Annotated in this window: 23 protein-coding genes; 15 read left to right on the forward strand and 8 right to left on the reverse strand. The window is 56.5% G+C overall.

Annotated elements, in window-relative coordinates; all coding sequences use genetic code 11:
* Positions 1-120: 120 nt before the first annotated feature.
* The 5 genes from G9463_RS24260 to G9463_RS03815 all read right to left on the reverse strand — a co-directional run bounded on the left by G9463_RS24260 (position 121) and on the right by G9463_RS03815 (position 4,890).
* Positions 121-249 carry a hypothetical protein gene (locus tag G9463_RS24260; protein WP_255458656.1) on the reverse strand — a complete coding sequence of 43 codons (129 nt, stop codon included), beginning with the start codon at positions 247-249 and terminating at the stop codon, positions 121-123.
* Between the two features lie 231 nt (positions 250-480).
* Positions 481-1,065 carry a hypothetical protein gene (locus tag G9463_RS03800; protein WP_165895994.1) on the reverse strand — a complete coding sequence of 195 codons (585 nt, stop codon included), beginning with the start codon at positions 1,063-1,065 and terminating at the stop codon, positions 481-483.
* A 56-nt stretch (positions 1,066-1,121) separates the two neighbouring features.
* Positions 1,122-1,835, reverse strand: a complete 714-nt coding sequence (locus tag G9463_RS03805; protein WP_165895995.1) for a hypothetical protein — start codon at positions 1,833-1,835, stop codon at positions 1,122-1,124.
* 485 nt (positions 1,836-2,320) lie between these two features.
* Positions 2,321-4,024: a hypothetical protein gene (locus tag G9463_RS03810; RefSeq protein ID WP_165895996.1), complete on the reverse strand. Its 1,704-nt coding sequence runs from the start codon at positions 4,022-4,024 to the stop codon at positions 2,321-2,323.
* A gap of 107 nt (positions 4,025-4,131) precedes the next feature.
* A complete protein-coding gene (locus G9463_RS03815) occupies positions 4,132-4,890 on the reverse strand; it encodes a helix-turn-helix domain-containing protein (RefSeq protein WP_165895997.1) in 759 nt (252 codons plus the stop codon).
* A gap of 424 nt (positions 4,891-5,314) precedes the next feature.
* Between G9463_RS03815 and G9463_RS03820 the strand changes: the two genes are divergently transcribed.
* On the forward strand, positions 5,315-6,574 hold the full coding sequence (locus tag G9463_RS03820) for an RNA-guided endonuclease TnpB family protein (protein WP_193569524.1): 1,260 nt from the start codon (positions 5,315-5,317) through the stop codon (positions 6,572-6,574).
* A 54-nt stretch (positions 6,575-6,628) separates the two neighbouring features.
* Here G9463_RS03820 and G9463_RS24265 read toward each other — a convergent pair whose 3' ends face one another.
* Positions 6,629-6,751: a hypothetical protein gene (locus G9463_RS24265; RefSeq protein WP_255458657.1), complete on the reverse strand. Its 123-nt coding sequence runs from the start codon at positions 6,749-6,751 to the stop codon at positions 6,629-6,631.
* Between the two features lie 254 nt (positions 6,752-7,005).
* Here G9463_RS24265 and G9463_RS03825 point away from each other — a divergent pair, with 254 nt between their 5' ends.
* From G9463_RS03825 to G9463_RS03870, 10 genes are all read left to right on the forward strand, one after another.
* The gene (locus tag G9463_RS03825) at positions 7,006-8,421 is read left to right on the forward strand and encodes a DUF4330 family protein (protein WP_165895998.1); all 1,416 of its coding nucleotides are present in this window, start codon (positions 7,006-7,008) and stop codon (positions 8,419-8,421) included.
* 49 nt (positions 8,422-8,470) lie between these two features.
* The gene (locus tag G9463_RS03830; RefSeq protein ID WP_165895999.1) at positions 8,471-8,920 is read left to right on the forward strand and encodes a hypothetical protein; all 450 of its coding nucleotides are present in this window, start codon (positions 8,471-8,473) and stop codon (positions 8,918-8,920) included.
* A 363-nt stretch (positions 8,921-9,283) separates the two neighbouring features.
* Entirely contained in the window at positions 9,284-9,544 is a 261-nt protein-coding gene (locus G9463_RS03835) for an AbrB/MazE/SpoVT family DNA-binding domain-containing protein (RefSeq protein ID WP_011223692.1), read from the forward strand.
* Positions 9,541-9,729, forward strand: coding sequence for a hypothetical protein (locus G9463_RS03840; protein WP_121303355.1), 189 nt, complete (start codon positions 9,541-9,543; stop codon positions 9,727-9,729). The genes G9463_RS03835 and G9463_RS03840 overlap by 4 nt, the downstream gene beginning before the upstream one ends.
* 125 nt (positions 9,730-9,854) lie before the next feature.
* A complete protein-coding gene (locus G9463_RS03845; RefSeq protein WP_165896000.1) occupies positions 9,855-10,232 on the forward strand; it encodes a hypothetical protein in 378 nt (125 codons plus the stop codon).
* 625 nt (positions 10,233-10,857) lie between these two features.
* A complete protein-coding gene (locus G9463_RS03850) occupies positions 10,858-11,418 on the forward strand; it encodes a helix-turn-helix domain-containing protein (RefSeq protein ID WP_165896001.1) in 561 nt (186 codons plus the stop codon).
* Positions 11,419-14,368: 2,950 nt separating this feature from the next.
* Positions 14,369-15,388, forward strand: a complete 1,020-nt coding sequence (locus tag G9463_RS03855; RefSeq protein WP_165896002.1) for a hypothetical protein — start codon at positions 14,369-14,371, stop codon at positions 15,386-15,388.
* A 151-nt stretch (positions 15,389-15,539) separates the two neighbouring features.
* Positions 15,540-17,897 carry a hypothetical protein gene (locus tag G9463_RS03860; protein ID WP_165896003.1) on the forward strand — a complete coding sequence of 786 codons (2,358 nt, stop codon included), beginning with the start codon at positions 15,540-15,542 and terminating at the stop codon, positions 17,895-17,897.
* Positions 17,898-17,934: 37 nt separating this feature from the next.
* The gene (locus G9463_RS03865; RefSeq protein ID WP_165896004.1) at positions 17,935-18,318 is read left to right on the forward strand and encodes a hypothetical protein; all 384 of its coding nucleotides are present in this window, start codon (positions 17,935-17,937) and stop codon (positions 18,316-18,318) included.
* Positions 18,319-18,825: 507 nt separating this feature from the next.
* Positions 18,826-19,491 carry an HNH endonuclease gene (locus tag G9463_RS03870; protein WP_165896005.1) on the forward strand — a complete coding sequence of 222 codons (666 nt, stop codon included), beginning with the start codon at positions 18,826-18,828 and terminating at the stop codon, positions 19,489-19,491.
* Between the two features lie 154 nt (positions 19,492-19,645).
* On the opposite strand, the gene G9463_RS03875 is transcribed toward G9463_RS03870, so the two are convergent.
* On the reverse strand, positions 19,646-20,158 hold the full coding sequence (locus tag G9463_RS03875; protein ID WP_165896006.1) for a DUF3368 domain-containing protein: 513 nt from the start codon (positions 20,156-20,158) through the stop codon (positions 19,646-19,648).
* Positions 20,159-20,449: a UPF0175 family protein gene (locus tag G9463_RS03880; RefSeq protein ID WP_165896007.1), complete on the reverse strand. Its 291-nt coding sequence runs from the start codon at positions 20,447-20,449 to the stop codon at positions 20,159-20,161.
* 169 nt (positions 20,450-20,618) lie between these two features.
* Between G9463_RS03880 and G9463_RS03885 the strand changes: the two genes are divergently transcribed.
* The 4 genes from G9463_RS03885 to G9463_RS03900 all read left to right on the forward strand — a co-directional run bounded on the left by G9463_RS03885 (position 20,619) and on the right by G9463_RS03900 (position 22,366).
* Positions 20,619-20,813: a hypothetical protein gene (locus G9463_RS03885; protein WP_165896008.1), complete on the forward strand. Its 195-nt coding sequence runs from the start codon at positions 20,619-20,621 to the stop codon at positions 20,811-20,813.
* On the forward strand, positions 20,806-21,093 hold the full coding sequence (locus tag G9463_RS03890; RefSeq protein WP_165896009.1) for a type II toxin-antitoxin system RelE/ParE family toxin: 288 nt from the start codon (positions 20,806-20,808) through the stop codon (positions 21,091-21,093). The genes G9463_RS03885 and G9463_RS03890 overlap by 8 nt, the downstream gene beginning before the upstream one ends.
* A 560-nt stretch (positions 21,094-21,653) precedes the next feature.
* Positions 21,654-21,929 carry a hypothetical protein gene (locus tag G9463_RS03895; RefSeq protein WP_004957296.1) on the forward strand — a complete coding sequence of 92 codons (276 nt, stop codon included), beginning with the start codon at positions 21,654-21,656 and terminating at the stop codon, positions 21,927-21,929.
* A complete protein-coding gene (locus tag G9463_RS03900; protein ID WP_165896010.1) occupies positions 21,926-22,366 on the forward strand; it encodes a type II toxin-antitoxin system VapC family toxin in 441 nt (146 codons plus the stop codon). Before G9463_RS03895 ends, G9463_RS03900 begins: the two co-directional genes overlap by 4 nt.
* Positions 22,367-23,160 lie beyond the last annotated feature (794 nt).

A 23,160-nucleotide genomic window follows, 5' to 3' on the forward strand; every position in this document is an offset into this window, starting at 1 on the left:
ACCGACAGGTGAAGTGTATTTTCATCCGAGCGGCGAGCCCGCTCTCCCGGGGTGGACAAGCTCCCAGACCCGGCCGTGCACAAGTGCCGATCGTCGGTCAAGATGTAGCCTGCGACCCGCTCACGACTCATCCCGAAGCGGTACGTCCAGCCAGGGAAAGAGGGCTGACCGACGTTGGAACCGTTCGACCGAATCGAACGACTCTTTCGTCTCTTCGATCGCCTTTCGCATACTGGCGTAGTCGGTCATACACATTTCCTCTGTCGCCCCACCGTTTGATTATATGCTTCTTTACGCCCGCTATCTCCCCGGTAGACGCGTACTTCTGCCGGTCAGTTCGGGGAACCGCCGCCAAACACTTCGCCATCATAGCTACACAGGTCTTTCGTCTGCGGCCCTGTCTAACACGCAGCGGCCGCCTGACGTACTGTTCATTATAGTAACAGGTGACTACTATCCCATCGGTTATCAGTGTGACTGTCACTTCCAGCCACACAGACAGTCGTAGTGACTAGTGGTGGACGTAGACGTGGATGTACGTATGAGGACGAGACAGTGAACCGCAACGAGTCCCAGAAGCAGTACCGTTCTGGCCGCCGGTGGACTTACGACCGCGGCCGCGCCTGTCGCCACCGTCAGGATACGCACAACGGTCTCAACTCGAAAGGTATCGACCGACTGCTGCTCGGTTGTGCGGGCCGCTTCGAACTGGTCTCTGATAGCGTCGAATCTGGGCCCCCGACCGACCCGCTTTCGGTCTTGCTCGTACTCGACCAGCCCAGCAGCGTTGAGCCTGGGAAGGTGTGTCTGACAGAGTGAAACGTACACGCTGTCGTAGAGCGCATCACTATCGGTCTCCGCATCGGCGACGGCGCGCGCCACCTGTTTACCAAGTTCGCTGACGGGGAGCGCTGTCTCGCATTCGGCAAGACAGTGCAAGCATGCGCGGCGGCGCTCGTTACCGAGAATATCGAATACTGTTGCGTCACCGAGGCCGTTCTGGTCTGGGGGCTCAGTCGTCTTTCCAGCATCAAAGACGGCGCCGAGTCTGATCGTCGGTCGCATGTGTTTATCACCCGCCGGATGTGCCGCTGTGTCCAAACATCTATCCAGTACGTAGCTTACCTCTCCGTATCGAAGGCAGCCCGTAGACGGTCGGAAAGCGACTGCGGTGCCGACAGCGAGAGTCGATGGCTCACCGCCAGTGCTACAAACACCATGCTCACGACGAGCGCGATTGCGACGCCTGACACTGTGGTCTCGCTGAGTGCAAGTCCACCGACCGCAATCAGCGTGGCACACGCGGTCCCGAGATACCGACCTGACCACCGCTCACCGGCCGACGTGTGAGCATCTGTTCGATCATGCTTGGTGACGGACTCAGTCGACGGCGTCGACTCCGCGTCCGGCGTCGACAGGAGCGATGGTTCCTCGTCGAGATACCCGTCGAAGGAGTCCGCGAGTGCGGTCGCTTCGACGAGTCCGCGGTCCTGATTGTAGTTGATGACGCCTGCATCGTCCATCTTCGGGAGGTGGGACTGGTAGAGGGCAATGTAGACGCGCTGGCGCTGTTTCGAGCGGAGCGCATCGACCGTCGTATCGTGTTCCAGCGCTGCGATGTGTTCTGCGATGTCGCTCATATCGGCCGGCTCATCGCGGGGGTACTCGTGGAGGTATTTGAGGACCAGACGGCGGCGACGACACTGGAGGACGTGGAAGAGGTCGTCGCGGGTGAGTTCGTCGCTCGATGTGGACTCCGAAGACGACGACTCCTCTGGCGCGGACTCCTCGGCCTCAGTTGTCGTGGGGTCGGAAGTCGTTTCAGCTATGGACATGTTCGCTCGTTCCTTTTCCAGCAACCGACATATACCGGGTCGACTGTTCCGCCGATTGCGACTGTTTCACCGATTTAACGGGTCGATAATGGCCGACTTACCCGGGGCCAACGTGCGATAAAGCAGCGATCTGAAGTGCCTACACCTATTTGCTGGGGGTTTCGGGTCAAGAACTCTGTTCTACGGCTGTTTCACACAGCATACTAAATTGTTTCATCACTACGACGGTAAATAATGTCTACAAATATACATATATGCAGTTGCGGTAGGCGTTGTTTCTCGGGCTAATTCTGCCGTTTGTCGGCCATAGAAGAGTCAGAGGGCGAAAGTTATCGTTTCTATGTGCTTGTCGGCTATCGGTGTGGCTTCAGTTACGACTGTCGTGACAGTGGCGAATAGTTTCACTTGGTGGAGACACACCCGAAAAACGCCGGTAGCGAACAGTGATGCCACTATCGACCCGGCTATCCGAGCCGTGAGCCAGTTTATCCGCCGGGCGTCGGTGGCTTGATATCGCCCGCGTGTGGCGAGTTCGCGGCTGCGGGCTTTGCCCGCTCCAGACAGATGAGGTTCTCCCTGCCGAGACGTATCTTTACGACCTCGTCTTCGTCGACCATCCGCGAAAGGAGACGGCTAACCTTCGCTTTCGACCAGTCTGTCGCCTCGACGATATCGGTCTGGTGCATGCGGCCATTCTCAACTCGCAGCATCAGCTTCACGAGGTGCGCGTCAGGGGCGAGTTCCCTGTCGGCTTGCTCGAAGGCCTCAGCCGCAGTGTCCACGTCGATGTCTGCACTGTCAGCTTCGACCACCCTGTCCGTGGCTTCGATTTCACGGTTAACCTCGAGTATCTCCCGGTCCAGCTCGAGGGAGCGATAGATGAACAGTCTGGCCGCCGTGGAGAGCCCCGTGACCCAGCCGTGCCTGATTGCTGCGACTGTCAGCCCGATCCCGATCAGGAATCCCAGAAGTGAACTCGTTACCCAGACTGGCGTCAGCACGCTGTTCGGGTTCGTCCCCCAGGCGACTTCCTGCGGGTCGGTCAGGAAGTCACCGTCCGAATCGGACGCGAGTGGGTCCGTTCCAAGGTCCGAAACCTCTTGTCCATCGTTGAGACCATCGCCGTCTGTATCTGCAGTGGTCGGGGACGTTCCAGCCGCCAGTTCCTTTCCGTCGTTGAGACCGTCACTATCTGTATCACTCTCGGTGGGTGCGGTCCCCGCTTCGAGTTCAGTCCCATCTGCTATCCCATCACCGTCAGTGTCTGCGACCGTCGGGTCCGTGCCCAGGGCCAGCTCCCTGCCATCAGCGACCTCATCGTCGTCAGTGTCGGCCTGTACCGGGTTCGTGCCGACCGCCAGCTCACGACCGTCGACGACGCCGTCGTCGTCCGTGTCTGCGTCAGTCGGTTCGGTCGTGCCGGACGCCTCTCGCTGGTCGGACAGCCCATCGCCGTCAGTATCAGCGACGGTCGGGTTCGTCCCGAGTGCCAGTTCGCGTTCATCCGATAGCCCGTCGCCGTCCGTGTCCCTCTGTCGCGGGTCAGTGCCCTGTTGAAGCTCAGTCCTGTCGGCGACACCGTCTTCGTCAGTGTCTGCGGCCGCTGGGTCCGTCCCGTGCTGGTGGACCTCCGCACCGTCCGTCAGCCCGTCGCCGTCAGTGTCAGCATCAGTGATATTTGTCCCCTGAGAGATCTCGTTGCTGTTGTTGAGCCCGTCGTTGTCAATATCACCGGCACGCTGAATCGGCTGTAGAGACACCGACTGCCGATCTAGCGTGGTGTTAGAGCTCGTGTTGGAGAGCGAGATAGAGAGATCATCGAGCCCCGCGGTTCCGGGGGTTGTGAGGGCTGCGGTTCCGTTCGGGCCGACCGATGTACAACTCAGCGTCCCGTTCGCACGCGCACAGACTGAGAGGTTTTCCTGCGGCGAGCTAACGGTCACTGCGATCCGATATCCGCTGACCCGCTCGCCGTCTATCCGTTCCCAGACGAGCGAGGTTCTGTTCGGCCCATCCGCAACAGCCTGTGTGGGCTCGGCCGACTGTATCGCTGGTGCTGTTTCGTTGCCCGTCGCTGTGTATTCAGCATACTGCCCGGCGTCCGCTGCAGCAGCGACACCTACGGAGACAGACGCGACTGTCAGGAGGAGGAAGAAAGGGCATATCCCGCTCACGATCCGGTGTCTCATACAGTACGGGTGTCACAGCGGGACAATATCCTTTTTGGCACATAGTCTCCTTGTCACATCTAGACACACTTGATAATTCAATGATATATTTCCCGCGGCCCGACTACCTACTCGTTTGATAGTCCGAGCTCCGACCCAACGACCTGATCCATCCCGCGCCGAATCCGCTGTGACATCGCCGATGGTGAAATGTCGAGTTCGTCCGCCAGTTCGGCCTGCGAAATCCCGCGAGGCACGTCGAAGTACCCCTCGCTGTGGGCCGTCTCGAGTGCGACTTGCTGGTCTGCGGTCAGCCCGCATGCGCCGGCGTTTGCCTCTCCAGAGGTCCAGTACAGCCGATCCAGTCTAAACGTGATATTCTGTTCAGAACACTCAGATCGGAACTGCGACAGTGCTGCTCGCGACCGAAACTGTGCCTGTACCTGCCACTGTCCACCCGTCCCTTCGATGTCGAGCGCCCGGCCACCGGCGCGGACGAGCGAGGGCGTGAGTCGGACGGCGCTGTCGGCCACCTCAACCCGATAGACGCGGTTCGTCTCCGTCCAGTCTAACACGACGGGCTCGCATACCGTGCTATCCCTCTCCAGTTCTGTTTCAAACTGATCAAGACCCTCACCGACGGCTTCTATCACCAGAAAATTCGACGTGCCGTCGTTGACCATCTGCTCCGGACGGACTGTTACATCTGGACTGCTCTCAATTGCATCCGTCAGAATCAGCTCCGGATGACTCAGACACAGATCGACACCGAGGCTTTTCTCCCGTGGTGTCCCATCTGTCTCCGATGGGCTTGCCGGCCCGTACCCAGCGCCATCGACTGGCTGGTCCACCTCGGTCGCTGACCCCTGGTCGCCGGTATTGCGCATGTAGACACCAGACGAATCGCACACAAGGATATTACCACTATACAGATAGTGGCCACGAATTCAGGTGCTATATGGATAGCCACTTCGTGGAATCGCTTGCTTGGCAACCTGTCAATACAAGATAATTTCAGCTGAGAGAGGGTCCGTAGAGCAACGTTGGGTGGCTCCGCCGATAGCGTAGAGTCAAGGGTCGCCGGTAGTCCCGCACAAACAGCTGTATCACGGGTCAGATAATCAGATTATAAAGATTCGAGGCGAATACACCCGCCTTCCCGTGAGGAGGGAGTGTTCCGACGACTGTCGGAACCAAGCGACGAACAGGCGGGTGATGAAGCCGACACGATGGGAAACAATCCACCGGCTACACTATTGCTGGATATTCTGAAGTACTTAAAAATTAGCGACTCATAACAATACGTAACGGATGCCGACAACACGCCGCACCTATGTCTGTCGCATCACCAACCACTCACAAGTGGCTGGTGTGCTGGACAGACACGGCTGGTCGGCCAGCAAACTCTGGAACGTTGCACTCTATTACGCCCGACAACAGTGGGACGAAACCGGCGAAATACCCGACGAAAAGGAACTCAAACGCGAGCTGAAAACCCATCCAAAATACAGGGGACTGCACAGCCAGTCCAGCCAGAAAGTTCTCGAAGAGCTTTCCGAAGCGTTCAGTTCGTGGTTTGGCTCCGACGACGACCGGGACAACCCACCGGGCTACCGCAAAACCAACTACTACGACAGCGACGGCAACAGAGTCCACGAAGAACATCCCCGCTCAACGGTAACGTGGAAGAAAAAAGGCATCCGCCACGACACAAAACACGACAGAATCCGCCTGAGCAAAGGGAAAAACCACAAAGACGGACGTGATTTCATCCTTTGCGAGTACCAGACACCACCAGCAGTTAACTTGGAGAACATCCAGCAGGTTCGTGCTGTCTACAACAGTGCGAAGCGTCGATGGGAGTTGCACGTCGTCTGTGAGACGGAAATTACCGCAGAGTCACCCGGTGAGAAGACGGCAGGCGTTGACCTTGGCATCTGTAATCCCGCCGCTGTCGCGTTCCCTGACGACGCCCTGCTGTATCCGGGCGACACGTTGCGCGAAGACAAGCACTACTTCCAGCAAGAAGAGTACCAGACAGAAGGGCCGCACGGCCCCAGTCAGAAAGCACAGTGGGCGCGTGAAAAGCTGTCGCGGCGTAAAGACCACTTCCTTCACGCCCTGTCGAAGGACATTGTTGAGCGGTGTGTTGACCACGACGTTGGCACTATTGTTGTGGGCGATCCAAGTGGTGTCGATGAAGACGACTGGGGCAGACACGGCAACAAACGCCTCGACAACTGGGCGTACAAGCGATTGATGAACCTCATCGACTACAAAGCCCGTGAACGTGGCATCGAGGTGGAAATGCCCGACGAACGTGGCACGTCATCGTCGTGTAGTGTCTGTGGACACGAAGATGAAGACAGCCGTGTTGAACGTGGACTGTGGAAGTGTGACCGCTGTGGCATTGTCGCACACGGCGACGTGAATGGAGCCGATAACATCAGACAGAAAACGCTACCCGTGACTCCTCCACTGGGGGATAGCGGTAACGGCTGTTTGGCCCAGCCTTGCGTCATTCAATTCAGCCGGACTCGCGGATTCCAACCGCGAGCACCCGCCGAGTGACGCGCGAACCCTAATATCCCAACGCTTGCGGTGCGGTCGGGATTCACCCCGCCTTCAGGCGGGTGAGGGGGTCAAGACGGAGGCATCACTATCGGCTACATCCAGATCGAACAGGTGGATGTCCCGGTCGAAAGTGGCGGCCTCCTGAGCGACCCGGTCAATCCGAACACGCTGCATTTCGACCGCGGCGGCCGAGAGTGTGGAAAAAAGGCTCGTGATGCGATTGTAGAGCGAACACGGGGGTAGTGTACCCGCCCGCTGTCGGTATTTTCGCGACCGTGTAAATCACCTTCGCAATCACCGACCCTCAGGCAATGTCGCGCCGTTTTGTGCGTCAACAATCCGGTGTAGTCCGGACGCAGGAATAGCCGCGCCCAGACGACAAAGAGGACAACGAAACACCCAAACCACTCGGAAGAAATGCCTACAGCATGGCAGATAGTCGTTCGTCGGCCCTCCTCGACGAGAATGGGAACCTTTTCGGCCTCGTCAATGTCGTTGATGCGCTGGCCGTCCTACTCGTCGTTGCGGTCGTCGTGGCAGGCGCTGCGCTCGTTCTCCAGCCGGAGCCAGAGTCACCGGAACCGAATACAACCAATGTCACCCTCGATCTCGGGACACAACCATCGTACATCGTCACGGAGATCACTGAAGGCGATACGTACAGTCCCGATGGCGATTCGAAGCTCACCGTCACAGACGTTCACCTGACACCGCAGGACGATCAGACACGCGTCATCCTTCGGGCCTCACTGCAGGGACCACCTGACGGGGATAGTCTCACATATGCGAATGCACCCCCTCGCCTCGGCCGGTCACTGACTATCGCGACAAGTCGATACGAAGTAAGCGGTCAACTACGCGCTGTAGGTGGTGACAACAGTCTCGCCCAAGAGGACACGACCGTAGTTCTCAGGGACACTATGGCCACCGCCGAAGCCCGGGACGTTACCCCCGGTGATGAGATCCGCCTCGCTGGCCGCACTGTTGCGACTATCGAAGACGTAGCTGCATACACAACCGATAATTCAACCGAACAGACCGTCTTCGTCGAAGCAGAACTCGACGCACACAGACAGCAGTCCGACCGTCGATTCGGCGGCACACAGATCCGGCGCGGGCAAACAGTCACGCTCCCGGCCGAAGACTACACCTTCGACGGTCGCATTGAAAAGGTGGATAACGGCCTCCAGCCAACGACTACCGATGTGCTCCTGGAAACAACCGTCGATGCAGAAACGGCTGGCCGTATCGCTACCGGTGACGTCACTACCGTCGCCGGGTACGAGGCCGCCGAAGTACGAACGGTCACCACGTACGCGACACAGAACCCCGACCGCAAACAGGTGTTCGTCGGTCTCTCGCTGGCGACCCTGGAAAACGCTGGCCGTCAGCAGTTCGGCAGCGCTGCTGTTCAGCGCGGGAACGACATCACCATTTCGACGCAAAGCTACGAACTCTCCGGGACCATCGAACGTGTTGGCGCACTCGAACCGCGCGGGGCGCTCGCCAATCGAACGGTAACCCTGCGGATGACCGACATGCGTGAGGACATGGCCGATACGATCGAACCCGGCATGGCCGAAACCAGTGGTGGCGAAACAATCGCTCGCGTCAGTCGTGTCTCCACTGACCCATCTGTCATTATTACGACGGGCGAAAACGGCTCCGTCAACGTTGTCGATCATCCGTACCTGCGTGACGTCACCATCACGACAGAGCTCCGAGTCCGTGAAACGACAGACGGTGTCCAGTTCAAAGGCGAGTCCGTCCAGCAGGGCTCGACAGTTGTAATCAATCTCGGGACCATCACTATCGAAGCGACGGTCGTGAGTATCGGTTTCTGACCCACATCACAAACGATATCTTGAATCGCTCCAACCAGTATATAATCGGATGTTCGAAGAATCCGGGTCGCTGAGCCCCATTGATGCCGTCGGAAAGAAAATAAGCGCCATTAGCGATGGATCACGGGTCATCACCACTGTGCGAACGCTCGGGTCTCGAACGAGTGATTTTGTTCAGGAGTCGTATTGCTATCGCTGGCTCACCAAGGAGCCCGATCCAGAGGTTATCGTCATCGATCTTCGGGAGACGTACACTGTCGGTCCGTTCATTGCACTACTAGATAGGATCATCCCGCACGTCAAGCACGCATGGGAGCACTCGCATGTGGGTTTGGTCGCGGAAGGTGTGTTCGAACGCCTTAGTGAGGGGGTGTTCGACCCACTTGCTGAGACACGTGGCTACAAATTCGCAGTTTCGGTTTTGGCGCCACCGGAGCCTCCGGAACGAGAACGCACCACAGGTGACGATCCGGGGTCTAACGAAGACGAGCCGTTCTAGTCTTTCTACGGTCACACTCTTTGCGAGATTCTATGGTTCATCGATGCTCGGTCACAGGAGTGACACAACGTGGTGTGACACAAGTCACATCTGCGTAATCGAGACGATCAGAGCATCCGTGCTTCGGCCCTTTTGATTTCATTTCGGTCCGCAAAGCGATTGCCAGCGGCACGGAGTACGTACCGCCCAACAATATTTTAATCGTGTACGCAACGACCTACCCAGTCATTCGGTAAGTAGTCAACAGGGTCGCGATAACCTACGACGTCCAGTGGACACTTCGGATGCTGGACGATGCTCCAAGCCAACCACTACGACCTGGCCGACGGGGAATTCAAATAATACGGGGTGTAATACTCAGTTATGGGTGAAACGACGAAAGTCACGGAGAAGGGGCAAACGACGATTCCACGTGATCTCCGTGAGAAGTACGGTATCGAGCCGGGTGACAGCGTGGAGTGGGTCGAGACAGAAGATGGCGTCATGCTAACGAAGGCAGTCGACGGCGGCGGACGCGGAATGTTGGTGCCCGATGATACTGATGAGGACACGCGCGAAGAAATCGCACAGGAACTGACTCAGCGGATACACGACCGGCGGACGAAGGAGACGCCCGATACGTGACGAAGTATGTCGTCGGTTCGATGGGGTATCTGCGATATCTGGTTGATAGTCTCCCAGAGGAGGCAAGCACGATCTTCGACCGCGCCGAGGCCGGACTGGACGTGCTGTACGCACCGGATGTCGTCGTTGGCGAGACGCTGTACGAGGTGGCGTTTGGCGGCGAAGTCGCAGGTGTGGCGCTTTAGGGAAACGCGAACGACGTGTATCGCCGAACTGCGACGAACGGCCCTATCGACGTGGTCGCTCTCGATGAGCATCGTTTGAGGTGACCAGAAAACCTACTTTACTGTGGCGAATTATATCTGCAGGTATGGGGACCCCTGAAGAGATGCTTCGTCACAGTGACCTCCTTCAAACAACGCCCGGAACGGACACATACGCTATCCTCCGTTTCCTGTGTGCCCATCGTAAATCGACAGTGACACCGGCAGCAATTGCTGACGGAACCGAATGTCCAGAATCGAAGGTTGTGACTGCGCTGAGCCGTCTCGAAGCTATCGGAGCGATCGAACGGGTTACTGACGGGGTTCAGATTCACACGGACGCCGCCGAAACGCTTGCCAGACGGCTGAGGTCACTGGATGCAGTGACCCAACTATTCGACACTGCACCCGACGATTGCTACGCCACGGAAGATTGGGAGTCACAAATCGGGTCCATCGACTGCGTGGACGAAAACAGGAAGTAAACAATCGAGTGTTGCGAGTGGACGGGATGGTTACCCGCTCTTTTTGTTTATCCTCAATAGGTTGAATAGTGTACTCTCTGCCAGTTAGGACACTACTAACCAGATAATCTGCCGGTCAATGTGCTGTCTGAATTATAAGACACGCCCCCATTGACGACCGATCGCTGTTCATATTCGTTCGATAAGCCGAGTATGCGCGAACTCACGAGAGATCTCCAGCGGAAACTCACAGACACTCCCACAATCCAGTTCCTATGTCAGGCAGCTGTGAGCCACGGTGTGTGGCATCCAAATAACTGTGGAGCAACACTGCCAGAAACCGCAAGACGGCGGCGGCTGCAAGGCACCCACCACCGACTGATATAATACTAATACTCCCACCGTACTACTCTGCCGATGGCATGTGAATACTGATTCAGGAGGGACCCAGGAGTTGGTCGGAAGCCCCATTCACCTAGGGGAACCCAGGACATAGCGGCCGCCAGCGAACCCAGATTCGAAGACGGTTGCAAGGGACCAACCCGTCTCGACGGCCGATAACAAAACGACTCAACGGCGGGTAAAACAGTCAGATAATACCCCGTCCCGAGACAACAGATTTTAGAAAAGGATTGAGAATAGTATCATGCCAATGGGCGATGCAGTATCGGTAAAACGCTGGCTCTCCGAAGCGGAGTTAGACCACCAACTGAAAGCGGCCGATAACGGTAAACGCGCCCGGCGACTGGGATTTATCAAGAATCTGTATCGGGGGGATTCGGTTACAGAAGCGATTGTTCGGGAGGGCCGCTCGGAATCAACCGGGTATCGCTGGCTACACCGGTGGAACGATGGCGGCCTCGACGCCTTGCTCCCTGATTACGGGGGTGGGCGGCCACCAAAACTCTCAGAGTCAGAGCAGGAAGCGTTCCTCGAGCGGATTGCCAGCCAACAGCCGGTCTCGACAGAGACAGTCGAGTCGATCCTGCAAACCGAGTTTGACGTCGAGTACGCGGCTGCATATTTGCCCCGGAAACTCGAAGAAATGGGACTCACGTATCGGCCGCCAGCCCGCAAAAGCATAGACCAACAGGAAGTCCTCGAAGCAGTTGAATGGGATGAAAAAACCCCAGTAGACAGCACACGGCGACACCCCTACGACGGGCAGTCGAGTCGGCACAAAGCGGGCTGGGTCATAGCTGAGTAGCCACCACACTGAAGCGTCGTTAACTTAGACCTGGCCTCGGTACGGCTCGGTCGAGCCAAGCCACATAAACCGACACGGCAAAAATTCCCAACAGTTTTCTCTTGATAACAGTATTCTCGATTGAAGGGTAAAATATCAAACATGTTTTACCAATGGCCCGGAGAGGCAACGATTCGGTCACGGGGGTTTGGCCATTGGCATAGCTGACCCAACACGAGTAACGGAACCGGATGCAAACAGCAGTGTATCTGATGGTCGCAGGAGATGACAGCGAGTCACATGGTAGATCGCTCACGACCGAGATTCGATCGGCGTTGCCAGTCCTTCGATCCGAGTTGGAGACACAAGCGGTGACAGTTGCCCCGCCCCCATCCCTCGCGATCGGAGTCGGTTGAGCCACCCCGACCGCGAGAACAGGACTGGTCGCGAAACATCTGTTTCCACCGCGACCCAGTGGGACACAGGGTACGCTTCGTTCGTCTCCGGATGTCACGATGGATTTGGAATTGCGTGCACCTGTGTCGGGTCCATCGCTCACTCGCCTTGGGACTGGCGACTACATCGACGCTGTCGGATGAGATCTTTTTGTGAATGTCTCACACGGTAACTACAGCGGCGATGAACGTGCGCCGAAGCTACTGGCCAGACTGGCCCGTGTCTATCCGAGGGAGGTCGACAGCAGTTTTAGATTCCGGGCGGCAGCGGAGTGGGGACTCATACAGGAAGGAGTGGGAGTAGTGTCAAGTGGAGTGGTAGGTCGGATGTGGGTGGCCCCATTTGAGTGGTGTGTGACAGCTTCCCTGAGAACGGCCCGGGTGTCGTCGGGTGCGAACGGTTGCGTTCGCTTGCCGCCGTCGCAACTGCGCTGTCTCTGGTGGGACAGACCTGCACTGCTGTGTTGACCGTCGGTCGACTGGTGCTTGATTGCGATCGGCTAGTTGGGGGCTGATATCGGCTGGTGTCTGCGACCGTTGATACTGATGTCATCGTTGGGGTGTCTGCTGGGACCGTCTCTATAGCGGAATGCTGTTTTGAAGTTGGGGGAGTGTATCCGTGTCGGGGCCTCCTAGCTGGCGCTGAGATTGAGCCGGTTGTCCTTGCTCTCGGGTCCCCCCCTGAGGTGTTTGTGTTAGTCACCTGTGTACCCAACGAGACATGCATATTAGTATTATATCAGTCGGTGGTGGGTGCCTTGCAGCCGCCGCCGTCTTGCGATTGTGCCGGTCGGTCCCTCACAGCTCTGTCGGTGCCTTCCACCATGCCACACAGCTGGCTTTCAGCCGCCAGAGAGCGGTCCAGTACCGGTCAAAATATGATCTGGTTCGACGTCCGGCTTGAGCCAGCGGTCGGTTCATGTCTTCCCGCCCGCGGTAAGCGGCGGTCACACGCCACACCGCCAGATGAGTGTCTCACGAAGCCACCAGCAGACCCATCGTCGTGTCACCAACCACGCGGTGTACTTTCAGCACTGTGCAAGCACACTCTCGAGATGGCTTTGTTACTCTATTGGGGCCTGGTCACAGTTTCATCGAACGGCCAACGCTACTCCACAAAGGACAGCCACACACACAGCGAAGACTCAGCAAGGACTGACTACAGAAACAGCGAAAACTCAACGAAGACTGACTACACAAACAGCGAAAACTAACGAAGACTAACTACACAAACAGCGAAGACTCAACGAAGACTGACTACACAAACAGCGAAGACTCAACGAAGACTGACTACACAAACAGCGAAAACTAACGAAGACTAACTACACAAACAGCGAAGACTCAACGAAGACTGACTACACAAACAGCGAAAACTAACGAAGGCTGACTACAGAAACAACGAAAACTCAACGAAGACTGACTACACAAACAGTGAAAACTCAACGCACAATCAGCATGACTCTCGCAAGCCACGATCACACGCTCTCCAACAATCCAGCATTCCCTACACACCAGCAACGACACAGCAGAACTCACGTGCTCCGCCGCTTCGCAAGGGTAGTTCAGCACAGACACTCGTGCTAGCAGTATCGAGGACGGACTCAACCATGACAGAGCCAAGCCCAAAGCAACGTGTCCGTGTCCCGACGCCATGATACGTCTATGCGACACGTTCAGTCCCAGCAGACAACAGCCAGCGCGAGACCATCCACAATCAAGGACAGAAACGGACAGCGCTAAGACACCAGTCAGTTGCGAGCCCAGCTAACGATCGGCTGAGACTGTGCGAAGGCTATCGCAAGGTCGTCGGACACACACCGCGATCACGATCATGCGTAGTGGTTGCGACTACACGTCTTGAGGCACCTCAGGGATTGAACTGGGGTAAAGCACCCAAACGTCACCAGTTAGCCAGCAAGGAGCGAGGCACGACCTAAATACACTCAAGCACTCACTGCAAACGCTGCTACAAACATTCTGTACTCTCCAGGGGGCGCCGCCATGAAAACAGCGACACTGCAGAGCCGCGTCGAGACACCCGCAGATAACTCGCAGTGGATTGCTTGGCGAACACGAAGAGGAGTCTATCGCAAAACCTACCGACGTTCATCCTGAGGACAGTACACGCTTGAGCACAGACAAAACTCGACGAGAAACCCACAGCTTCACAACCGAAACCGGCCGCTGAACCCATAACCCATGGGAAAGACTAGCTGCTGAATCCCTCCTTTCCCACTGAAGAATACTCGAAGATCTGGTCCAAGAACAGTGCAAGAACAGTGCAAGAACAGTGCAAAAACAGTGCAAGAACAGTGCAAAAACAGTGCAAGAACAGTGCAAAAACAGTGCAAAAACAGTGCAAGAACCCACCGCAGAATGAAAATCCCGCAAGTACTGGATTTTGTTACGACCGATACCAAATGTATATTTAGTATTCTTCGACAGACCACTGACTCTAACAGCGATTTTTACATCCCCTATCGATGGTGTTCGTAGGGGGTCGACCCCACGAAACAATGAGCAAGCACAATACACATTCGGCGATATCGACCGACGTGGCCGACGCCTTAGCGGCAACACCGCGCATTACTCACGTACGGGATGCGCGTACGGACAGCCACTCAGCCGTCCAGTTACACTGTTATCTTGATGATGAGCCGGCAGATGTGACTGTTATCAACGCGGGGAACAAACCCGAGCCGGCGATACAGGCAGCGTATAACGCCACACAACGCGACAGGGCCCACATAATCGTCACCCCTGACGAAGTGACCGGGACCTGCATCTACCAGTGGCTGCAAGCTCCCGTTATGAAGTGGACTGGCGACGGCATCCGGTTCTATAACCGGACGCAGGTCCTCAAACACGACGGCGCGGTAGTCGTCACCGCAGCCGACACCACCGCGCCGGCCTGGTGGGTCCGTGGCACTGGCGCTGACACAGATCGTGCTCGCGTCTGCGAGTTACGACACGAAGATCGCATCCTGGCCACCTACGACCTCGAAGAAGACACCGTTACACTCGAAGACGGCGTCTGGACCGACATCCAGCGCCAGGCCGGGGAGCAGGCACATCCAGCCATTACACCGCTCAAAGACCACCAGACGACCCCGCGGCCGACCACCTGGCATCCAGTCGGACTCCCCCTCACCGTCCCGTCGACAGCGCCGCTCACACAGAGTACTGTGTACGCGCTCCCGGACGTGTCCGGCGATGGGGTAACGCCGGTGAAGGAACTGTCGCAAGAAGACGCCCGCGACGACCGAGCTAGATTCCAGCAGGTCACCGCGACCGTCAGCCGAATGCTGGCCCAGCGGACAGTCGAGTCCCCGACAGCAACGATTGGCTACGACGAGTTCACAGCGGTGTGTACTCACCAACTCCAAGCTGAGAGCGGGTTCAAGCCCTACAAAACGGCGCTAAACAAGGCACTGACTGCTGAAGACAGCGTCACGATCCAGCGCACAGCCGTCGACGGTCAGCGAGAGCTCCGTGGCCGTGCTTGGGCCGTCCCACCGTCGCCGTCAGGCGACTAACGCTGCCCAAGTAGCCACTCAATACTACCACCTGAGACTCAGCAAGACCAGCGGCTGGCACTGACTGATCACGCCCCATCATAAAGTTCAGTGCCGCTCGCTGAAACGCCAGCCAACGACCAACCAGCCTCGAATCACTGAACCCACCACAATGGCAACGACCCAAACAGAGTCACAGTCGGAGACAGAGTCCGACTCGGAGGGCCAATCACCCTCCTATCATCACAGTATTAGCATCCAACCATCAAAGCATGAAGCGCCTGAGTACGACCGCACAGAAGTCGTGTTCGTCAAAGTACCCGCATCAATGAGTGAGACATTCAATTCCGGTCCAGAGTGCGGTTCGACGGTGCTTTCTGATCTCTTTGATGACGCCGAACTCACCTTTGACGGAGTCGAGGAGTTTGGCTGGCCAGTCGCTGATGGGATGATGTTCGCTTTCAGAGCGTATACACCGTCCCGACAATCGTCGGTTCAGCGCAAAACCACAGATTTCTCGAGCGACGTCGACTCACTCCCAGAACCGCTACACACAACATATCAGAAACTGAAGGCCGAACTCCCGGAGTCACTTGAGATCCGTACTGGTCTATTGCCGATGGGAGCCTTCGACTCGTCACCGGCACTCGGAACGCGGCTCGTGATGGAAAATCAGAATCAGAAGCCAGCAGGTCGTGAGAAAGTCGCCGATGCGGACGCAAACGCCCTTTTTGAGTCTCTCGCCGGTGAACCGTTCCTCTATCACGCGCTGTATCGCCGGTCAAGCCAGCTCCCGGAGAGCAACGAGTACCAAGTCACCGTTCGGATTTTCCTGTTTAATCCAAAATACAAGATCAGCACCGAGAGTGAGTACGCCGACTGTCTTCGATTCGGCCGAAAGTGTGACCCCGCCGACTCGTTTGCAAACCTCGGAGTCTCATCGAGTCTCGCCGTTATCGATGACGGGTATAACGTCTCGTGGCTTGATCAGGAGGGAGTGATGCCCGCCCGTGACAGCGAACTACCCCATTTCAGTACGGGCCAATCGCTTATCACTGGCAAAGCAGAATTCGATCAGATGCGGCGGGGACAGTATGGAGCGTCAGATGTGCTTGAAAATCGCTGTGCGTACACGAGTCTTCTCGCTCGTGAGATTGATCTCGAACACTACGTCGGACTTGGCACCGTGGATCCGGGCGTTGACCCATGGCAAAAGGCCCCACAAGCGACTGGCCCTGACATCGACGAAGTCGGGATCGACCCCGACGAGATTCTCCCAGATGAAGTGACGATCAGCGTTGATGCACCGGTCGAAGACACAGCATTCGATCAGGAGCCAACAACCGCCAATGACGGTACAGAAGACCACTGGATAGCGATCAAGAACGTCGCTGTCGCCTTCGAAACCGAGGGGTACGATGTGGTTATCGTCAGGCAAGACACCGGATCGCGTCCGGACCTCTGGGTACGTCGTGACGACGGCGAAATCTTCGCTGTCGAAGTTGAGTATCGAACGCGATCTAAGGCCGGGAGTTTCTACACGAATCTCATCCGCCAGGCGGTCTGGGGCTACAAAACAATTACTGTGATGGTACCCCAAACGGATGAAAACGGGCGTACCGAATCACTCGATACTCTTGGAAACTGGGCACTCAACAGTCTGGCTGTCCCGATGAAGAAGCGAGACCCCATCAAAACACGAGTACATAACTGCTCAGGGGAAATCGTCGTCAACGGGAAGACAATGCTGTTGCCCGACGGGGTCGCTGAAGCCAAATGGTGGCTCACCTGTGACAGCGAGTATCTCCTCATCCATGACGACGAAATCCTTGCACGGGGAGACGCAACGGAGCCCTTCGAGGCGTTCGAGTTCAACGTCCCACGATATTACGAAGATGGCGACCACTACGTTGTCGAGAACAAGTACGGGAAGCCGGTACAGACTTGCAGTGAGGAATCGGGCATCGAGAACACGAAACTACGCCCGTGTCATCGGCCCGTTGATCTGAGCTATATTCAGTTCGTTGAGGCGCTTTACTGCTATGATCCAGAGGCACAAGAACTCGTTCAACAGGACATGACCGCCCACTGGGATGTCGAACAAGCGTCCACACGGAACGAACAGAGCCATCAGCAAGCGTTCGAAACGTTCCTCGTTGAACACGAGAACGACGATCCGATACTCGAACGCGAGTGCCGGCCGTTTATCAAAGACTGGATCGAGCAACTCAGCACGCACGATCACCCTGGAAACCACATCTTCGGGGAGTACAGAAAAGATTACTACGCACGGAAGCGAATTTCAACGGAGTTAGGAATGGAGTATAGCTATCCCGGTGTTTCATTCCGCTATCCACGCGGGCTCGTCTCCCCGGACCTGCCTGGACTCGACACCAAGCCGGCGTTTCCTGAGGGGTGGAACATTGCTGCTGAAGATGTCCTCCGGGAGCCGCTAATTCATGGGCTTGACGATCGGAGTGAGATTGGATCGGGAGCCAAAACGGAAGCCGAACCAGAGAGTGACGCGTAGCAACGACGTTCAAGCGAATATTTGGGACCGACCACCAATGATTGAGCAAAGCCCCTCCGGAGCACCGACCGCTGAATCGGTTACCATCTCTCAGGACGACGAGCTACGGTTGAATTCAGGTGTTTATCAGCCACATTTTACTACAGCTGACTACGTCCGCCTCGGGACGCATCGCGATTTGGATCTCATTTTTGTACGACCGATCGACACTCCTGCTGAGAACTTATCTGGTGAGATTACAGACCGCGCCTACAAGATCGATGATACAGGGTATACCGGTGAAGTGAGTTGTCGACGGTTCCTCCAGCAACACAAGTATCATCACACGACCACGACGCGGTACGTTGCCGAATGGTGGCCCGATGCGGCCGTTCTGTGTGTTGATCTTACCGATCCAGTTGAGCCGACAGCAACTTGCTGACTCAGTGCTGAGTTCTTGAGTCTTCCTGTCCCGAAAATATGTGAATCCCGCCGGCAGCCGAGATGTTGTCATTCACGACGTGGCTGCACATCGAAATCCATAGCACGTGAGCCAGTCGAACTCAGAATAGCAGGTCCCCACAGCCTGCCTATGCAGGAGCTAACTCGAGATAGGGGGATATCTTTCATTGTTATTCTTAGATATCGCCTGCTGTGTGGTTTGCCACCGGATCTGTTTGTACCCCTCAATGTGGGTGAGAGGGACTCGGTGAAGGGGGTCACCCGCACCGACCCCTCTCGGAACTATGGCGACGACAACAACCAACACGACACCCGTGGCTGCCGCCGGTTCGACCGTCTCATGGTCGATGTGGCGGGCAGTCACAGGTGTGATACGGACAGTCGTATTGACTCGATACAACCAACGTCTACAACTGGACGGCCAGCCGGTGATGGTGATGCACCGCTACGGTGCTGGACGGCGAGCCAACCATAGGTGTCCGTCACAATGAGCGGCGGCATCCGGCAGGCGGTCCGCGATGCATGGGGCGGGGAGTGCCTCATCTGTGGCCGGTCGCCCGAAAGCTGGCTGAATACCACCGAGGGCGAACGACGCCAGAACAAGCTCTCCTTGCACCACATCAACGGCGACGACACCGACGACCGTGTCGCGAACGTGATCCCGCTGTGTCAAAGCTGTCATGTCCATGTCCACAAGGTAGATGAACCGCCCTACCGGCAGTGGCATCGCCAACTCCCGATCGAACACCGCAACGCCTGGAACTCCCACTACAAGGAGTACTACGAGGGTCCACGGCTGACCAGCGCCCAAGCCGAGTACTTCTTCGGTGACGGGGAGGGCACCCCAAAGAGCGTGAAGTACCGTCACCACGAACCCGAGCCGACGGATGCCGGCGACGAGTCAGACAGTGTGTCAAACGAGAGCGGTGAGGACACGGACACGACAACAGCACGCCGCGGTGTTGACCCGGATCTCGACCCGGAAACAGTGAGCATCGAATATGCCCCAGCCAACGCAGATCCACGTCGGATTCGGTTCGTCGACCGCGATGATGGCCCCGGCTGGTGGCGCCTTGAGGAAGAGTGGACCGGCCATCGCTGGCGGCCGGTCGGGCGAGCACCCGTCACCGACGTCGATATCACCACCTACTGAATCGGTCTTGTATTTTGCGGGGGAGTGAAACTGCTCCTCTCGTCTGTTCTTGAGTTATTGTAGGATAGTCACAATTGTCATTGAGGCGGTCTTTGTCTCCGAAGGCGACGTATCGCAGTGCCGATGAGGGGTAACTCCTATGGCCTCCACAACATCAGTCGGAGAGTGTCTCCAGTTTCTGTAGAATCGTTGTGTAGACAGCAGGCGCACAGTAACACCCCTCGTCGAGCATCGCATCGATGATGATGCGTGCATCGTCGCTGCTAATCGCACCCTGTTTCGTGCATTTCAGGACGAGAAATGCTGTGCCCCGTGTGGTGATCCCCTCGGCGGCTGCAACGTCTCGCCCGTACGTCTCATCCATTACGGCAACACCATTGTGGTCGTCAGCGCAGGCAAGCACAGCGGTGTCAGCGTCACTAAGATTGCTATTTCCGTGGAGCCGCGAGTAGAGTGGGGTTGCCCCAACCGAGATAACCTCAAACCTGTTGGCTTCGACGCTCCGTTCGATCCGACGGGCATCCGGATAACCCGCTTCGAGGCCGCTGGTAACGACTTCTTCATAGACGCGCTCGGGGAGGACACATGGTTCTGCAACCTGTTCGACGAGTGAGAGCTGGCTAACCTTCCCGAGGTAAATAAGCGGTGTCGCGTCGAAGACCCACATTCACAGTGCCTCAAGGTCGGCTTCGAGATGATCGTCTGCAACCCAGGTGATATCACGCTCCTTGGCGAGTTGCGCAAAGTCCCAGACGGACAGTCCTGCCATTTCAGCCGCCCTGCTGAAGGTGATGGACCCGGCTGCAAGCTGGTCGAGGGCCTGTTCGCGACGCCACTCGTCGAGTCCCTCCGAGAGGAGTTTTCGAACGGCTGTACTCCGGTCGAGGTTCTCCTCATCGAGATACGCGTCGAGTTCGGCTTCTAACTCGTCGGGTACTCGTGTAGAGATCGTTCCCATACTGTTTACATTGTTTGCAACGTATACAAGTGCTTTGGCGCGTCCACTGATGTGGGCGGCTTGTGCTAGGCGAAGAAAGCGGCGTGAATGTACAGATGGCCCGATTAGCGATGTGAAGATGACTACCGATGCTGTTAAGACTGTCAGTGTTGTAAGGACTGATAGTGCAATGTCGGCCGACAAACGCATTCCAGTCACCGAAGAGACCCACAAAGAACTACACGAACTCAAAGACCCGGGACAGACCTACGACGAACTGCTTCAAGACCTCGCTCAACAGCGTCGCCGTGAGGACCTCGAAAATCGGTTCAGAGACGTCGAAGCAGCTGATTCTGAGGATCTGACTGCGCTTGAAGATGTCTGAGTACGACGTGCTGTTGGGCGACGATGCACGTGCCTTCCTCGAGGCTGCCGGCGAAAAGACGACACGTATTTGCAAAAAGAAACTCGGATATCTCGCCGCGTATCCTAGTCAGGGTCGCGGAAATAAAGAAAAACTGCCTATCGACGGCCGCCGAGACCGTTACCGGCTGCATGTCTCCCGGACGTACACAGCCTTCTGTACGATTGTAGAAGATGAGACAGAGGTTCGTGTACTCGAAATTCTCCCGATTGACGAAGCCCACGACCACTACGGCTTCTGACCGTTTCTCGGATAAAGATAGAATATTCGGAAGGTATTCGGTCACGTGGCGGAGTGGCGCCTGGAAAACCTTCCTGGTGTCACGACCCATGTCTGAAAACGAATGGACGCCCGGTGACGATCCGGGCACTGACGGCACAGCAACTAACCATGCATCGACAGGCGAGTCACTCGAGATCCGGTACAGAGACCACAGTGGCCTGTGGCGACGGTTGCAGTTCGAACCACGCCCGGACGGCCCTGGGTGGTACCGGCATGAAAAAGAATGGACTGGCTGTCACTGGCGGCCGGCTGGCCGTGCGTGGTGACGGACCTATGGTGGCAGACCGGCGTTAGTGGGCAATGACGTAGTCTACAGCAAGTATCCGAAGGGCGTCAAAAAGTTTGTTGAGTGTAATTAGCTGAATCGGGAGTGGTACAGGACTCGGAGACGGTCCTAATCGATTAAGTCACATGACAATTACGTGGCTGCTGGAACTCAGTAGATGGATCTGTGATTCAGATGTGCCATCGCTAATTTTAGTAGAAACATTAACCACGTTGTAGCTACAACTCACATATATGTCAACAGCAGTCAAGATGGATGAAGACGCAAAATCCAAGCTCGAAGAGCTACAGGCGGAGATTCGGCTGAAAACGGGGAAGAAGGTCACCCAACAAGAAATCCTCTCAACATTGATTCAATCGGCAGTTGACTCCCGCTCGGAGTTCGTTGATTCGTTCCGAGATGGAACACAGGCCCTGAACGAAACGGAACTTGAGGAATTCAACCAGGGAACGATCGCCTCCGGTGTCGAAACGACGGAAGACGATATCGACGATATCCTGTACGGATGAGCGTCTTCGTCGACACTGGCGTGTTTTACGCCCATCACGACACCGACGCTAGCCGACACACGGTCGGCACTGACGCCCTGAATGCCGTCCTTTCGTCCGCTGAATACGGTCACGTGATGACGAGCAACTACGTCTACGACGAAACTGTCACGCTAACGCAAATGCGGACAGGGAATGTCGACGCCGGTCTCGAAGTGGGACGGCGTATTCGTGGATCAGGGTACCCTTCGGCCATCGAACTACTCCATTCGTCTCCGACTCTCTTCGATCGTGCCGTGTCCGTCCACCAGACGTACGCTGACCACGAACTCAGTTTCACCGACGCGATGACCGTCGCAATGGTCGAATACCACGAGATAGACGGCGTGTTGAGTTTCGACGACGACTTCGACGGGGTCGTCCCCCGACTCGTTCCGGACACACTGACGTTCCAGTGATGCCGCTGCTACAGTCGACGAGGAGAGCGTTGGAGATCCATCGAGTGGTCTCAGGCGAATCAAGAGTGGAACGAGTCATCGATGCATAGACGTAGAACAATCAGTTTCGGGTGTCATTCTAGCCGGCTTGGAGGCGGGCACGGAGGTCGATACAGTGAAGTGAGAGTACGTTTCGTATGCTTTCGACCGGTGACGGGGTCGGAATACATCGAGAGTGGATTTCGTGTGCTTTCTACCCGGTGGTGATGGGGCAATCAGTTCAGAGTGAGAGAGTACGTTTCGTGTGCTTTCCCTCTCTTCTTTGAGAAAGCCGAGTATATAACAGATGAGCCAGCGGGTCGGTGGAGCAAAACGAGGTGAGTGCTCAACACCCCACCGTGTCGAGTGTTTCGTGGGCGGGGACCGTCTGGGGCGCGTTGGCCGGTAATCAATCGGCTGGAGTCTCGTATGATGACGCCGTTCGGCCACGTTTGAGGTAGTCGAGCAGCGGCTCACCGGAACGGATAGACGATGAGCGTTTGGATCTCACACCCTGTGCCGAGCGAAAACTGGGTCCAGCCGTCGTGTTGTGAGGACACCCACCCCACCGTGTCAAGTGTTTTCGGAGGCAACCACCGACAGTTCTCGTATCACCCCCACGTTGTCACACATTCAGCGTGGAAAACTAACTGCTCCCACGTCTCATCCCACAGTGCCTCGAAGAGCAGTCGACATCATGGGGTAAGAGTAATCATAAGGGCGATACAGGTGCAGTTGACAACCAAACTTGGCTCGGTAGGGAGTCTGGATATGAT

The sequence above is a fragment of the Haloarcula sp. JP-Z28 genome (assembly GCF_011440255.1).
GTDB classification, from domain to species: Archaea; Halobacteriota; Halobacteria; order Halobacteriales; family Haloarculaceae; genus Haloarcula; species Haloarcula marismortui.

What these genes read in the sequence shown, in the direction of transcription:
- G9463_RS03855 (WP_165896002.1), top strand. Translation starts at nt 14,369, where the DNA reads ATGAGCAAGCACAATACACATTCGGCGATATCGACCGACGTGGCCGAC.
- G9463_RS03830 (WP_165895999.1), top strand. Translation starts at nt 8,471, where the DNA reads ATGTTCGAAGAATCCGGGTCGCTGAGCCCCATTGATGCCGTCGGAAAG.
- G9463_RS03865 (WP_165896004.1), top strand. Translation starts at nt 17,935, where the DNA reads ATGATTGAGCAAAGCCCCTCCGGAGCACCGACCGCTGAATCGGTTACC.
- G9463_RS03900 (WP_165896010.1), top strand. Translation starts at nt 21,926, where the DNA reads ATGAGCGTCTTCGTCGACACTGGCGTGTTTTACGCCCATCACGACACC.
- G9463_RS03850 (WP_165896001.1), top strand. Translation starts at nt 10,858, where the DNA reads ATGCCAATGGGCGATGCAGTATCGGTAAAACGCTGGCTCTCCGAAGCG.
- G9463_RS03860 (WP_165896003.1), top strand. Translation starts at nt 15,540, where the DNA reads ATGGCAACGACCCAAACAGAGTCACAGTCGGAGACAGAGTCCGACTCG.
- G9463_RS03885 (WP_165896008.1), top strand. Translation starts at nt 20,619, where the DNA reads ATGTCGGCCGACAAACGCATTCCAGTCACCGAAGAGACCCACAAAGAA.
- G9463_RS03890 (WP_165896009.1), top strand. Translation starts at nt 20,806, where the DNA reads ATGTCTGAGTACGACGTGCTGTTGGGCGACGATGCACGTGCCTTCCTC.
- G9463_RS24265 (WP_255458657.1), bottom strand. Translation starts at nt 6,751, where the DNA reads ATGCAGCGTGTTCGGATTGACCGGGTCGCTCAGGAGGCCGCCACTTTC.
- G9463_RS03845 (WP_165896000.1), top strand. Translation starts at nt 9,855, where the DNA reads ATGGGGACCCCTGAAGAGATGCTTCGTCACAGTGACCTCCTTCAAACA.
- G9463_RS03895 (WP_004957296.1), top strand. Translation starts at nt 21,654, where the DNA reads ATGTCAACAGCAGTCAAGATGGATGAAGACGCAAAATCCAAGCTCGAA.
- G9463_RS24260 (WP_255458656.1), bottom strand. Translation starts at nt 249, where the DNA reads ATGACCGACTACGCCAGTATGCGAAAGGCGATCGAAGAGACGAAAGAG.
- G9463_RS03810 (WP_165895996.1), bottom strand. Translation starts at nt 4,024, where the DNA reads ATGAGACACCGGATCGTGAGCGGGATATGCCCTTTCTTCCTCCTCCTG.
- G9463_RS03835 (WP_011223692.1), top strand. Translation starts at nt 9,284, where the DNA reads ATGGGTGAAACGACGAAAGTCACGGAGAAGGGGCAAACGACGATTCCA.
- G9463_RS03870 (WP_165896005.1), top strand. Translation starts at nt 18,826, where the DNA reads ATGAGCGGCGGCATCCGGCAGGCGGTCCGCGATGCATGGGGCGGGGAG.
- G9463_RS03815 (WP_165895997.1), bottom strand. Translation starts at nt 4,890, where the DNA reads ATGCGCAATACCGGCGACCAGGGGTCAGCGACCGAGGTGGACCAGCCA.
- G9463_RS03820 (WP_193569524.1), top strand. Translation starts at nt 5,315, where the DNA reads ATGCCGACAACACGCCGCACCTATGTCTGTCGCATCACCAACCACTCA.
- G9463_RS03825 (WP_165895998.1), top strand. Translation starts at nt 7,006, where the DNA reads ATGGCAGATAGTCGTTCGTCGGCCCTCCTCGACGAGAATGGGAACCTT.
- G9463_RS03805 (WP_165895995.1), bottom strand. Translation starts at nt 1,835, where the DNA reads ATGTCCATAGCTGAAACGACTTCCGACCCCACGACAACTGAGGCCGAG.
- G9463_RS03875 (WP_165896006.1), bottom strand. Translation starts at nt 20,158, where the DNA reads ATGTGGGTCTTCGACGCGACACCGCTTATTTACCTCGGGAAGGTTAGC.
- G9463_RS03800 (WP_165895994.1), bottom strand. Translation starts at nt 1,065, where the DNA reads ATGCGACCGACGATCAGACTCGGCGCCGTCTTTGATGCTGGAAAGACG.
- G9463_RS03880 (WP_165896007.1), bottom strand. Translation starts at nt 20,449, where the DNA reads ATGGGAACGATCTCTACACGAGTACCCGACGAGTTAGAAGCCGAACTC.